An 11,701-nucleotide genomic window follows, 5' to 3' on the forward strand; every position below is an offset into this window, starting at 1 on the left:
TCGCAGCGTGAAGCCGTACGGTTATAAACAGTGACTCCAAATCCCTGCTTCAGCAGATTGGATGCCATCGGGGCGCCCATGGTGCCCAGTCCGATAAATCCGATGTTTTTCATTGCTAATCACCTTTCTTGTTGGAGGATAGCGTCCGATAAGAGCGAATTCGGCTTGAAATGAATGTTTAACAGGTTGATCTTAGTTTATTGTAGCACGGGCATGCCACCCTATCTACCACATGGGCCTGTCAAGGCACTCGACATACAGGTAACGTAAGCTTGTCAGGCCCTGCAAATTAAAGTATCCTATTCCTAAGTCCTTATGTTCGTATTCATGGTCTTAGTAATACCAAACAGGAGGTTCCAAACATGTCTAAAAAAGTTATTTTTGATTACACTAAAGCACTCTCCTTCGTAGGTCAGCACGAAATTGATTATTTTGCAGAGCCCATCAAGCTGGCTCATGAGCAGTTGCACAACCAAACAGGCGTAGGCTCCGATTTCTTGGGTTGGATTGACCTGCCTACCAATTATGATAAAGAAGAATTCGCGCGTATCCAAAAGGCTGCAGCTAAAATCCAAAGCGATTCCGAAGTACTGATCGTCATCGGTATCGGCGGTTCTTACCTTGGGGCACGTGCTGCAATTGAGATGCTGTCGCATTCTTTCTACAATGCACTGTCCAAAGACCAACGCAAAGGTCCGGCTATCTTTTTCGCAGGCAACAACATCAGCTCTACATATATGAATCATCTGTTGGAACTGATTGAAGGAAAAGACTTCTCCGTCAATGTTATTTCCAAATCAGGTACGACTACTGAGCCAGCTATCGCTTTCCGCGTATTCCGTGCGGCTCTGGAGAAAAAATACGGTAAAGAAGAAGCGCGCAAACGTATCTACGCAACAACAGATAAAGAACGCGGCGCTCTGAAAAAACTCGCTAACGAAGAAGGCTATGAGTCCTTCATTATTCCTGATGATGTAGGTGGCCGTTACTCTGTACTGACAGCAGTAGGCTTGCTGCCGATTGCTACAGCTGGCATTAACATTGAGGAAATGATGCAGGGAGCGGCAGCCGCATCCAAAGAGTACAGCAACCCGAACGTAGCTGAGAACGAGGCTTATCAATATGCAGCCGTTCGCAACGCTTTGTACCGTAAAGGCAAAGCCATTGAAATTCTCGTAAACTATGAGCCTTCCCTGCATTTCGTATCCGAGTGGTGGAAACAGCTGTACGGCGAAAGCGAAGGCAAGGATTATAAAGGCATCTATCCTGCATCCGTGGATTTCTCAACAGACCTGCACTCCATGGGACAATTCATTCAGGAAGGCAGCCGCAACATTTTTGAAACAGTTATCCAGGTAGAAAATGTGCCTAGTCACATCACTATTGAGGCGGATCAGGATGATCTGGACGGACTGAACTTCCTGGCAGGCAAAACTGTGGATTTTGTAAACAAAAAAGCATTCCAGGGTACGTTGCTGGCACACACAGACGGACAAGTGCCAAACCTGATTGTAAATATTCCTGATCTGAGCCCTTACTCCTTCGGGTATCTGGCTTATTTCTTCGAAAAAGCTTGCGGCATCAGCGGCTACTTGCTGGGCGTAAATCCGTTCGATCAACCGGGCGTAGAAGCGTACAAGAAGAATATGTTTGCGCTGCTCGGCAAGCCGGGCTTCGAAAAACAAAAAGCTGAGCTTGAAGCGAGATTGTCCGAATAAGGAAACTGGAATCTCTGATCCGAAGCAGGGTTTCAGGCAGAGTATCATAGGTTGTAGCCTCAGATAAAGTACAGGAAAGCAGTTCACCGGCTGCCAGAAGCGGGGGACTGCTTTCTTGTAAAATGAAGTAAGGAAGGGTATACGTAATATGTTGGAACAATACCGAACCGTACGCGGTTCCGGCAGCAAGGAGATTGTGATCCGTAAATCCCGTTTTATCGGCCATATTCAGCCTGTTCAAACCGAGGAAGAAGCCACGGCTTTCATAGAACGCATCAAAAAAGAGCACTGGAATGCAACCCATAATTGTTCAGCTTACATGATTGGTGAAAGAGACGAAATCCAGAAGCAATCGGATGATGGAGAACCGAGTGGCACGGCTGGGAAGCCCATTTTGGAGGTGATCCGTAATCAGAAGCTGAAAAATGTGGCGATTGTCGTTACCCGTTACTTTGGTGGTATTATGTTGGGAGCAGGCGGTCTGATTCGTGCCTACTCAGACGGTGCTGTTGCAGCCATCGAGGCAGGCGATGCGATTACGCGTGTGCTGCATCGTGAAATTTTTGTGGAATTGGATTATACTTGGTTGGGTAAAGTTGAAAATGAATTGCGGAATCGCAGCATCCGTACTGGAGAAACCATATTTACGGATAAAGTTACGTTAACCTGTCTGCCGCTGGCTGGTGATGCTGAATCCTTCAGCAACTGGATAACAGACTTGACACAGGGGCAATCACTTGTGTCGGAGGGAGAGCAGCTTTACTTTATTGAAGGGGAATAAATAATATGGCTAGAAGAGCAGTGGAACAGGAGTTGTCAAGAGGGCGGATTCTGGAAGCGGCCAGGCACTTGTTTATTACCAAGGGCTACCGTGCGATTTCAATGCGCAGCATTGGCCAGCATCTGGGTTACAGTCATGGTTCGTTATATTATCATTTTAAAGAGAAGGCTGAACTGTTCTACGCCATTGTAATTGAGGATTTTAATACATTGCGCGGAATTTTGCTGCAATCAGCAACAGGTACGCCTGAGGGTGGCTTGAGCAGACTGGAGTACCTGATGCTGGAATTTATCCGTTTTGGCTTGGAAAATCCTTATCAGTACGAAATTATGTTTATGATGCATGATGAAGAATTGCTTGCATATTGTCGCACAGAGCAAAACCGTTGTGTGGAATTGTTTGCGTCCATGATCCGTCAGGAATTGAATGATCAGGGGCATTCGGAGGCAGCGTGCTCATGGGTACCGAAAAGCCTGTTTTTATCCATGCACGGCTTTGTGTCATTTTATATCCAGGATGGTTTAACCTTTGAAGAGATCAGACCCGCTGCTTTAGCACATGTAAAGCTGTTGTGCAGAAACCTATGAGCGCACCTGCATTCACATGCCTCGGCTATGTACTTGTAGGGCGCTTATTTGGATATACGTACTTCAAGACGGTGACTAATCATTACGTTACTTTGCGAAAGCGACTAAGAATTTAACAGACGATGATGAATCCAGGAGGAGAACATCATCGTCTTTTTTTATGGCCCGTCAGCCCTTTTAGCTCTCAACCTAATATATAGAGTTGACGACAAAAGCTTTCCTTTGATAAAGTATCACATAAGAAAAACATAGTATAGACATTGGAATAATTGAATGAATTTAAATGAGGTACGCGCTTTGCGAAAAGCAAGGCTGCTGCTGTTCCTAAAACAGGTTCAGAAGCGGAAAGGAAGTGTACGGATATGCATGTGGAAGTAAGGGGATTGAACAAGCATTTCGGCAATTTTCATGCGGTAAAGGACGTATCTTTTGATATTCAGACAGGCCATTTAATTGGTTTACTCGGTCCGAGTGGTGGCGGCAAAACCTCCATTCTACGCATTTTGGCGGGGCTGGAGCAGCCAGATGCTGGAGAGATCCATTTTCACGGAAAAAGAGTGAACGATCTGGCCCCGCAGGAGCGCGGAATCGGCTTTGTCTTTCAAAACTATGCTTTATTTAAGCACATGAGCGTGTATGACAACATTGCCTTTGGTCTAAAAGTGAAAAAAAGCTCCAAAACCCATATCAAGGAGCGAGTCACAGAACTGGTCGAGCTGACCGGGCTCAAAGGCTTCGAGCATCGTTATCCGCACCAGTTGTCAGGCGGGCAGCGGCAGCGGGTTGCTTTTGCGCGTGCTCTGGCGCCGGAGCCTCAATTGCTGTTGCTGGATGAGCCTTTTGCAGCTATTGACGCCAAGATCCGTCAGGAGCTGCGAAGTTGGCTGCGTGAGCTGATTGAACGGGTGGGCATTACCTCCATTTTCGTCACCCATGATCAGGATGAGGCGATTGAGGTAGCAGATGAAATTATGGTCATTAATCAAGGGCGGCTGGAGCAGAAGGGAACGCCTTGGGATATTTATAAAAAACCGGGTACGCCGTTCGTTGCTTCTTTTATTGGTGAATCGACAGTGATCGAACAGGCATCCAGTCTTAAAGGCTTCGAGGAAGCTGCTGGAGCAGGCGTGCGTGCCTTGATCCGGCCGGAGTATATTGATGTCGGGCCTAGTGAAGAGTTTGCGCTTCTGTCAGCGACCGAGGAAGGCATCGTGAAGCATTTGCATTTTCGGGGAAGTGAATGGATGGTTGAAGTGCAGGTCGGCGATCAGCGGCTTATGACGTACCGTTCGCTGGAAAAGTCTACACTGGAGCCCGGTCAGCAGGTGCGAGTGCTGGTACATCGGGCCTATCTGTATAATGACCAGTCGAGCTGGATGGTAGAAAATCGCCTGAAGAAAGATCCAATGCCTATAGTGATTTAAAAGTTCACAAGTATAGCAATCACGCATGAGGGGATGTCCGGCCTGATTTCACGGCTTGGGGCATGCTCCTTTTGGCGTTGGAGATGGAAGGATTTACGCAGAATTGGTATATTCGCTATAATAGTAATATAACCATTCAGATAGATAGGAGTTTAATTCATGAATCGGCTTATTTTTCTTGGCACGGGGGATGCGATGGGTGTTCCACGTGTATATTGTGATTGTCCCGTATGCACAGAGGCCCGCTCGACGGGGGCGAATGTAAGGCTGAGATCGTCTGTCCTGATCGAAAGCGATACGGAGGACTTTATGATTGATTGTGGCCCGGACTGGCGCAGACAGCTAGAATTGCGGGGTCTCCGCTTCATCCGCACGATCCTTGTTACACATGCACATTTTGATCATATTGGAGGATTGCCGGAGTGGGCGGATGCCTGTCGCTGGACTGGCAATAGAGGCCGCTTGTACGCTCCACAGGAAGTGATTGACACGATTCTGCGTCAATTTTCCTGGCTATCTGGACATCTGGATCTCATCCCTGTCGATCAGGGAGTCCAGCTTGCCGGGTGGAATATCCGAGGCTGGCGTTTGAATCACGGCAAGAACGGATACGCTTACGCTTATCGACTGGAAAAGGACGGCTTCTCGTGGGCCTATTGTTCAGATTCGATTGGATTGAATGAGGCAGAAATCCTGCCCTTGCATAATCTGAATTTGCTCGTGCTGGGAACGAGCTTTTATCATGAGGAGGCCGAGTATTCGACCCGCTCGGTATATGACATGCTGGAGGCGCAGGAGCTTGTAGGAAGGCTTGAGCCTGATCGTACGGTATTCACACATATGTCCCATGATGTGGATGTCACACGCAACTACGGGCTTCTGGAAGGGATTCGCTTGGCACAGACCGGCATGAGCCTGCCATTAGAATAGCGATATCCATTATATCGACTGGCTGATGCGAAGAAGTCTGGAGATGCCTTCTTGGATTTGCAGCTCGTTGGCGTATGAATAGGACAGCCGTATATGCGTTTTACCCTCTGCGCCAACGGGATCAAATACATTCCCCGGTACAAAGGAAATAGACTCCTGTATGCTTTTGGCAAGCAGTTCATTGGGTTTCAGCTCAGAAGGCAACTGGAGCCACAGGTTGAGTCCTCCCGATGGGCTGGTCCATGTCCAGCCGGAATCGCGGAGACAGTCTTCCATCGTTTCCTTACGAATCTGGAGCGCAATACATAGCTTTTTAATATGCTGCTGCATACGTGGGGATTGAAAATATTGTAAAAACAGCTTTTGATTCAGCAGCGGCGATCCATTGTCCACCAGCGCTTTGACGCCCATCAGGCTGTCCATAAGCTGACGCCGACAGGCCACGGCTGCGATTCGCAGACCGGGTGCGACATATTTGCTGTAGCTGCGAATGTAGACGACGCTTCCCGAGATATCATAGGCGAAAATTGGAGAAGGTGGCTTTTGCCCAAAGCTGATGTCATAGGTGCTGTCATCCTCGACAATGAGGCAGCCGTAGCGCTCGGCCAGTTCGGGCAGCTGTTTGCGCTGCTCATCGGGTACCGTAAAACCGGTCGGATTGTGGAATGTCGGATTCATATAAAAGAGACGCGGTTTTTCTGTTTTCATGCACCATTCAATCTGGTCCATATCATAACCTTCCGGTCGAATATCCGTCATCGTCAGCCGCGCGCCTTGTCTACGGAATATTTCTATGGCAGGGCCATAGGCAGGACGTTCGATTAATACACGGTCCCCTGTACGGATCAGAGATCGGGAAATCAAATCGATGGCTTGCTGTGCGCCGGAGGTAATCAGCACTTCGTCCGTCGATAAAGCAAAATGCTTATCCACGCTAAAATGCTGGGCCATGGCAGCACGAAGCTCAGCATCCCCTTGTACAGAAGAATAGGTAGCGGCCACTTTCGGATGCTTTTCAAAAACCTGCACCATTAATTCTCCCCAGTAGCGGTTAGGCAGGAGAGACGGGTCTATTAGCGCTTTGGAAAATTGGAAATCGGCGTTGACGGACTGAACACGGGTAAGTCCATCCATCCCCCTCCAGGCGGAAACAGATGGATCGTCAGCCGCGAGGGCAGATTCCGAATGCAAGCTTCGTTTTATGGATGAAGGATCAGAGTAGGCAGCAAACTTTTTTAGTCCGGTTGCATGGGAAGCATGAGCGTAATACCCTGATTTATCCTTTACATAGATACGCCCCTGTTGCTTTAACTCCTGATATGCCCGGAAGACGGTTAACCGATGCACACCCAATTCCTGAGCCAAGCTTCGTACAGAAGGCAATTTAACGTCTACTGGCCAGTCCCCGCGATCAATCCGCACAATTACGTAATGAATGACCTGCTCATACAACTTTAAGGACTGATCGGTCGAAACGTGCTCTGTTGAAACACGCTCTGTTGAAAACAGTAATTCGCTGTTGTTCTTGCCCATGCTGTCCACGCTCCTTTGTGTGTATTGTACTATACATCACTTCAATATCGCATACAACTGTTCTGTGGTTACACATCTGTTCTGTCTGTCTCCTTGTATGCTTGTGAGTAACAGAAGGGAGAGGGAAGTGTCATGATTGGTATCGCCTTTACAGTTATGTGTCTTATTTTTGGCACAACATTTTTGGCCATAAAAGTGGGAGTGGAAGCTGGGCTTCCACCGTTTCTATCGGCAGGTATTCGTTTTTTCGCGGCAGGAGCGATCTTGTTTATTGCGATGAGGCTGACCGGAAAAGTGCGATGGTCGTTATTATGGCGTAAGGAAACGGTATGGATTGGAGCAGGAACGACCTTCGGTACCTTTTCGGCCTTGTATTGGGCAGAGCAATATGTCAGCTCGGGGATCGGAGCCATTTTGTCAGCTACCGGACCGATGATGATCGTGATTATGCAATCGATGCTGCTACGGCAAAAAACGTCACGGTTTACGGTCATTGGCTGCATGATCAGCTTTCTTGGTGTGGCACTAGTTGTGCTGCCCGGATTGGCAGTTCAGATCAGCGGCCTGTGGCTGGCGGGATGCCTTATCATTTTGCTGGGGGAGCTGTGTTATTCCGGGGGAGCTCTTTATTCCAAGCGTGTGATGGATGTATTTCGTGAAACAAACCCGATTGTTCTGAATGCGGTGCAAATGATTCATGGAGGATGGATGCTGCTAGTACTGTCTGCGATCACGGAACCGTGGGGTTCTGGGGAATGGAATCTGCTTCCTGCGATGGGGTCGTTATTTTATCTGATCCTGTTTGGTTCGATGATTGCACATACACTGTTCTACTGGCTCATGGAGCGTACGAATCCACTGTTTCCGACGACCTGGCTCTATATTTCACCACCGATTGCTGTAGGCCTGGGGGCTTTTTTATATGGAGAGCACGTAAGCTGGTGGATGCTGGCAGGGGTGCTGCTCATTGTGATCGGGTTGATGTGCATGAACAATGGCATCATCCGTCTGGTGAGCAGACGAAAGCTGCGTTCGGCTGTCTGAAAATGTGAGTCATTTACATTCAGGCATCGCATTATAGACACAAACACAAAAACCTCCAAAGCTGCCGCATGTTCATGGAGTCAGTCCCATGCGACGCTTGGAGGTTTTCAGCTTAAAATCATTCAACATTCAGTACGAATTTGTCGATGGCATGCTTGACGCCGTCTTCGTTATTGCTGGTAGTGATGTAATCAGCCAGCTTCTTCAATTCAGGAATGGCGTTCTCCATAGCTATGCCGAGACCAGCACATTCAAGCATTTCATGGTCGTTCCATGAATCGCCGATGGCAATCGTTTCCGACAGATCACAGCCAAAATGGTGTGCAAGGAAGGCGAGAGCGTGGCCCTTGGTGCCTTCATGATGCATGATTTCCAGAAAATGAGGCTTGGATTTCGTAATATGCACTTCACTGCCCAGCAGCTCGCGCAGCTCGGGAATTAGTCCGTCCAACACTTCCGGCTCGTCAATGATCAGCAATTTAGGAGCCGGCTGCTCTATAACTTTACTGAATACAGGCTCTACAAAATATTCCGTATTGTTCAGCGCGGTATAATCCTTGATTTTCTGATTATCTTCACGTGTGTACAGCTTGTCATCTATATAGGTTTGCAAATGCAGATTGCGTTCCAGGCAGAATTCATACAAGCGGCGTGCAGCTACGAGTGGAACATAGCGCTCATACAGCACATTTTCATCCAGCAGGTTTTTAACCAAAGCTCCCTGGTACGTAATAATCGGCACGTTCAATCCGGTTTGACGGGCAATTTTATGTGCGGAGGCGTAAGCTCGTCCAGTAGCGAGAGTAACTACAACACCTTTAGCTACAGCAGCTTCCAAGGCCTGTTGTGTCGCCGGAGTAACTTCTTTCTGGTCATTAATAAGTGTATCATCAATATCAATAGCAATTAATTTATACATATCTGTATTCTCTCCTTTATCTCTATCATGGGGCAATGCTCAAATTGTATCTCATAATATTCAAAATGACAATATCGCAAAGAAAAGGGGACGACTCCTATAAGAGCCTGTCCCCTTATAACTACTGAAGTATTGGCTTGAAACCATGGGAAAAAGTAACTATTAGTCTTCCAAAAATACAAGTCCCACAAAATCGTCCAGCTCAATATTACCGAAATAATGTTTTAAATCGAGAGAGGACAAGGCTTGACGAACCTCGCCTTCATCATAGCGCTTGCCGCGCAGGGTATTCTCAATATCAGCTACGTCACCCACACCGAAGAAATCGCCATAGATTTTAATGTCACGGATATGGCCTTCCTTAAGGTCCATGCGGATATCAATAATACCGACTGGGAATTTTCGGGTGTGCTTGATATTGCTCTCCGGGGATTGACCGTAGTTCCAGTCCCAGGATTGATAGCGTTCTTTGGAAATTTCATGGATTTTAGCCCAATCGGCATCGGTGAGCTTATATTGAGGCACCTGATCCAGATCTGCTTCGAATATGAAGTGCAGCAGCTCCTTACGAAATTGTTCTATAGTCATCTCACGATCCATCAGCTCGCTGATGTTGGCAACACGGCTGCGGACGGATTTGGTGCTTTTGGATTTGAATTTTTCAGGGTTGGCATTTAGGGATGCAGCCACATTGTCCAGATTCAGGTTAAACATCAATGTACCGTGGCTGAACATGCGTCCGCGTGTGGAAAACTGGGCGTTTCCTGAAATTTTGCGTTCACCGACTTGAAGATCGTTGCGTCCGGTCATTTCGGCTTCCACACCCATTTGGCGCAGAGCATCAATAACAGGCTGCGTGAATTTGAGGAAATTATGAAAGGACTCCCCGTCATCCTTGGTAATAAAGCTGAAGTTTAAGTTGCCGAGGTCATGATAGACAGCTCCGCCGCCCGACAGGCGACGAACGACCTGAATATGATTGTCTCTGACAAACTCGGCGTTGATTTCTTCAATGGTGTTTTGATGCTTGCCTATAATAATAGAAGGCTGATTAATGTAAAACAACAGATAGCTGTCGTCCAGCGGTAGATGCTTGAGCGCATACTCCTCAATGGCAAGATTAATGGCTGGATCGTGTATGCCCTGGTTGTCGATGAACAGCATGTCCATTCCTCCGTATATACAAACTGTGTATTTTATGTGTGCCTTCTTCTATTGTAACCCAAGTGGGCGATGTACAAAAGCTCATTTGCATTGACGGGACGCAAAAAACAGCCCCATAATGGAGCTAAATGATCAGGAACGGCCGGAAAGGATGATAGGCAATGATAGAGGTTTACGGTCATGGCGGAGACAGGGAGACGGCTGCGGCGACATTTGGCGGAGCGGCTGCGGATTTTGTAGATTTTAGCGCCAATATTAATCCGCTTGGACCGCCGCCCGAGGTGCTGGAGATGCTGCAAAGTGCGTTGGATACGGTGATTCGCTATCCAGACCCAGGACACCGGAATTTTAAAAATATGCTGGCACGGCGACTGCAAGTTCCACCCGAGTCGCTGAGTATCGGAAACGGCGCGGCTGAAAGCATGGCGTTATTGCTGCTCGGACTGGCTCCCAAACGTGTGGGTACGGTGGAGCCATGCTTTTCGGAATATGCAGAGCTGGCGGGCAAATTCGGGGCCGAGGTTAGCCGTGTGTACGGCAAAGCTTCCCTGCAATGGAAGGCGGATGTGGAGGATATACTCCAGCTCATGGAGCAGGTGGACGTTCTGTTTTTGGGGCAGCCGAATAATCCAAACGGTGTACAGTACGGCGAGCAGGAGCTGCGCGCGCTGGCAGAGGCGGCTGGCCAAACGGATACCGTACTGGTGGTGGACGAAGCCTTCATTGATTTTATCCCACTGGAGCAGAGAATTTCACTGCTGCCTGTGTTGGATCGGTATCCTCATGTGATTTTGATCCGGTCGATGACTAAATTTTATGCCATTCCTGGTCTGCGTCTAGGCTATGCGATTGCTCATCCAGACTATATCCGGCGAATGACGGCCAAGCAGGTGACCTGGAGTGTGAACGGACTCGCACTGCTGGCTGGGGAGGCGTGTCTGCGAAGCGGAGAGACCTACGAGCGGCGCACCCAGGAGCTGATTGCAATCGAACGTGGTCGTCTGCTGACCACGTTGGCGGAATGGGGCTGCGGTGTCATTCCCAGCGAAGCAAATTATATACTGGCAAGGGCGCCGGGAACGTGGAGTGCATCGGCTATACAGCAGGCGCTTGGACAACGCGGGATTCTTATCCGTAGCTGTGCCATGTATCCAGGGCTGACGACAAGCCATTTTCGGATTGCGGTCAAGGACGCGGAAGCCAACGGCATACTGCTGTCTGTATTGGGTGAAGTGCTGGAGGAGGAGCGTTGGCGTGACAATTAGCTTGATCATCATGGCGGCCTATTTTCTGGACAGGCTGATTGGCGACCCGAGGTGGCTGCCGCATCCGGTCATCGGCATGGGGCATGCCATTTCAGCGTTGGAAAAAGCGATTCGCCGTCAGGTCAGCAGTGACCGGGGGTTGAAACGCGCGGGCATACTGCTTCCATTCCTTGTGGCAGGAGGCTCCTTTGCGGTCGCCTGGGGGCTGCTGCGCTTGCTTGCTTGGATTCACCCGTGGCTGTCTGTCGGAGCAGAAATCGTTCTGATCGCAACCACGATCGCTTCCAAAGGACTCAAGGATGCGGGGATGGCAGTCTACCGCCAGTTGCAGGCGGG

Annotated in this window: 11 protein-coding genes and 1 pseudogene; 8 read left to right on the forward strand and 4 right to left on the reverse strand. The window is 48.7% G+C overall.

Translation table 11 applies throughout. The features are described from left to right. The coding region (locus WG8_RS28105) for an NAD(P)-binding domain-containing protein (RefSeq protein WP_007429383.1) at positions 1 to 113 on the reverse strand (113 nt) is incomplete at its 3' end. Between the two features lie 249 nt (positions 114 to 362). Between WG8_RS28105 and WG8_RS06745 the strand changes: the two genes are divergently transcribed. From WG8_RS06745 to WG8_RS06765, 5 genes are all read left to right on the forward strand, one after another. After that, a complete protein-coding gene (locus WG8_RS06745; RefSeq protein WP_007429384.1) occupies positions 363 to 1,718 on the forward strand; it encodes a glucose-6-phosphate isomerase in 1,356 nt (451 codons plus the stop codon). 148 nt (positions 1,719 to 1,866) lie between these two features. Next, on the forward strand, positions 1,867 to 2,499 hold the full coding sequence (locus tag WG8_RS06750) for a YigZ family protein (protein WP_007429385.1): 633 nt from the start codon (positions 1,867 to 1,869) through the stop codon (positions 2,497 to 2,499). Between the two features lie 5 nt (positions 2,500 to 2,504). Continuing rightward, positions 2,505 to 3,086 (forward strand): TetR/AcrR family transcriptional regulator, encoded by a 582-nt coding sequence (locus tag WG8_RS06755; RefSeq protein ID WP_007429386.1) that lies wholly within the window; start codon positions 2,505 to 2,507, stop codon positions 3,084 to 3,086. A gap of 362 nt (positions 3,087 to 3,448) precedes the next feature. Further along, positions 3,449 to 4,510 carry a sulfate/molybdate ABC transporter ATP-binding protein gene (locus tag WG8_RS06760; protein WP_007429387.1) on the forward strand — a complete coding sequence of 354 codons (1,062 nt, stop codon included), beginning with the start codon at positions 3,449 to 3,451 and terminating at the stop codon, positions 4,508 to 4,510. A gap of 159 nt (positions 4,511 to 4,669) precedes the next feature. Beyond that, a complete protein-coding gene (locus tag WG8_RS06765; protein WP_007429388.1) occupies positions 4,670 to 5,440 on the forward strand; it encodes an MBL fold metallo-hydrolase in 771 nt (256 codons plus the stop codon). A 9-nt stretch (positions 5,441 to 5,449) separates the two neighbouring features. On the opposite strand, the gene WG8_RS06770 is transcribed toward WG8_RS06765, so the two are convergent. Beyond that, complete coding sequence (locus WG8_RS06770; protein WP_007429389.1) at positions 5,450 to 6,973, reverse strand: aminotransferase-like domain-containing protein; 1,524 nt, start codon at positions 6,971 to 6,973, stop codon at positions 5,450 to 5,452. A 132-nt stretch (positions 6,974 to 7,105) separates the two neighbouring features. On the opposite strand from WG8_RS06770, the gene WG8_RS06775 reads away from it, so the two are divergent. Beyond that, positions 7,106 to 8,017, forward strand: a complete 912-nt coding sequence (locus tag WG8_RS06775) for a DMT family transporter (RefSeq protein WP_007429390.1) — start codon at positions 7,106 to 7,108, stop codon at positions 8,015 to 8,017. 118 nt (positions 8,018 to 8,135) lie between these two features. Here WG8_RS06775 and WG8_RS06780 read toward each other — a convergent pair whose 3' ends face one another. Both WG8_RS06780 and WG8_RS06785 read right to left on the reverse strand, forming a co-directional pair. Continuing rightward, positions 8,136 to 8,936: a Cof-type HAD-IIB family hydrolase gene (locus WG8_RS06780; RefSeq protein WP_007429391.1), complete on the reverse strand. Its 801-nt coding sequence runs from the start codon at positions 8,934 to 8,936 to the stop codon at positions 8,136 to 8,138. Positions 8,937 to 9,098: 162 nt separating this feature from the next. Beyond that, positions 9,099 to 10,100, reverse strand: a complete 1,002-nt coding sequence (locus tag WG8_RS06785) for a lipoate--protein ligase (protein WP_007429392.1) — start codon at positions 10,098 to 10,100, stop codon at positions 9,099 to 9,101. A 161-nt stretch (positions 10,101 to 10,261) separates the two neighbouring features. On the opposite strand from WG8_RS06785, the gene cobD reads away from it, so the two are divergent. Both cobD and WG8_RS28110 read left to right on the forward strand, forming a co-directional pair. Continuing rightward, the gene (gene cobD, locus WG8_RS06790) at positions 10,262 to 11,365 is read left to right on the forward strand and encodes a threonine-phosphate decarboxylase CobD (RefSeq protein ID WP_007429393.1); all 1,104 of its coding nucleotides are present in this window, start codon (positions 10,262 to 10,264) and stop codon (positions 11,363 to 11,365) included. Continuing rightward, positions 11,355 to 11,701 (forward strand): annotated as a pseudogene (locus WG8_RS28110) (cobalamin biosynthesis protein); the annotation flags it as partial. The gene cobD and the pseudogene WG8_RS28110, both read left to right, overlap by 11 nt.

The organism is Paenibacillus sp. Aloe-11, assembly GCF_000245715.1.
Lineage (GTDB): Bacteria > Bacillota > Bacilli > Paenibacillales > Paenibacillaceae > Paenibacillus > Paenibacillus kribbensis.

Excerpts from the sequence above, each read along its gene's own strand:
- WG8_RS06745 (WP_007429384.1), top strand. The coding sequence starts at position 363 with ATGTCTAAAAAAGTTATTTTTGATTACACTAAAGCACTCTCCTTCGTA.
- WG8_RS06750 (WP_007429385.1), top strand. The coding sequence starts at position 1,867 with ATGTTGGAACAATACCGAACCGTACGCGGTTCCGGCAGCAAGGAGATT.
- WG8_RS06755 (WP_007429386.1), top strand. The coding sequence starts at position 2,505 with ATGGCTAGAAGAGCAGTGGAACAGGAGTTGTCAAGAGGGCGGATTCTG.
- WG8_RS06760 (WP_007429387.1), top strand. The coding sequence starts at position 3,449 with ATGCATGTGGAAGTAAGGGGATTGAACAAGCATTTCGGCAATTTTCAT.
- WG8_RS06765 (WP_007429388.1), top strand. The coding sequence starts at position 4,670 with ATGAATCGGCTTATTTTTCTTGGCACGGGGGATGCGATGGGTGTTCCA.
- WG8_RS06770 (WP_007429389.1), bottom strand. The coding sequence starts at position 6,973 with ATGGGCAAGAACAACAGCGAATTACTGTTTTCAACAGAGCGTGTTTCA.
- WG8_RS06775 (WP_007429390.1), top strand. The coding sequence starts at position 7,106 with ATGATTGGTATCGCCTTTACAGTTATGTGTCTTATTTTTGGCACAACA.
- WG8_RS06780 (WP_007429391.1), bottom strand. The coding sequence starts at position 8,936 with ATGTATAAATTAATTGCTATTGATATTGATGATACACTTATTAATGAC.
- WG8_RS06785 (WP_007429392.1), bottom strand. The coding sequence starts at position 10,100 with ATGCTGTTCATCGACAACCAGGGCATACACGATCCAGCCATTAATCTT.
- cobD (WP_007429393.1), top strand. The coding sequence starts at position 10,262 with ATGATAGAGGTTTACGGTCATGGCGGAGACAGGGAGACGGCTGCGGCG.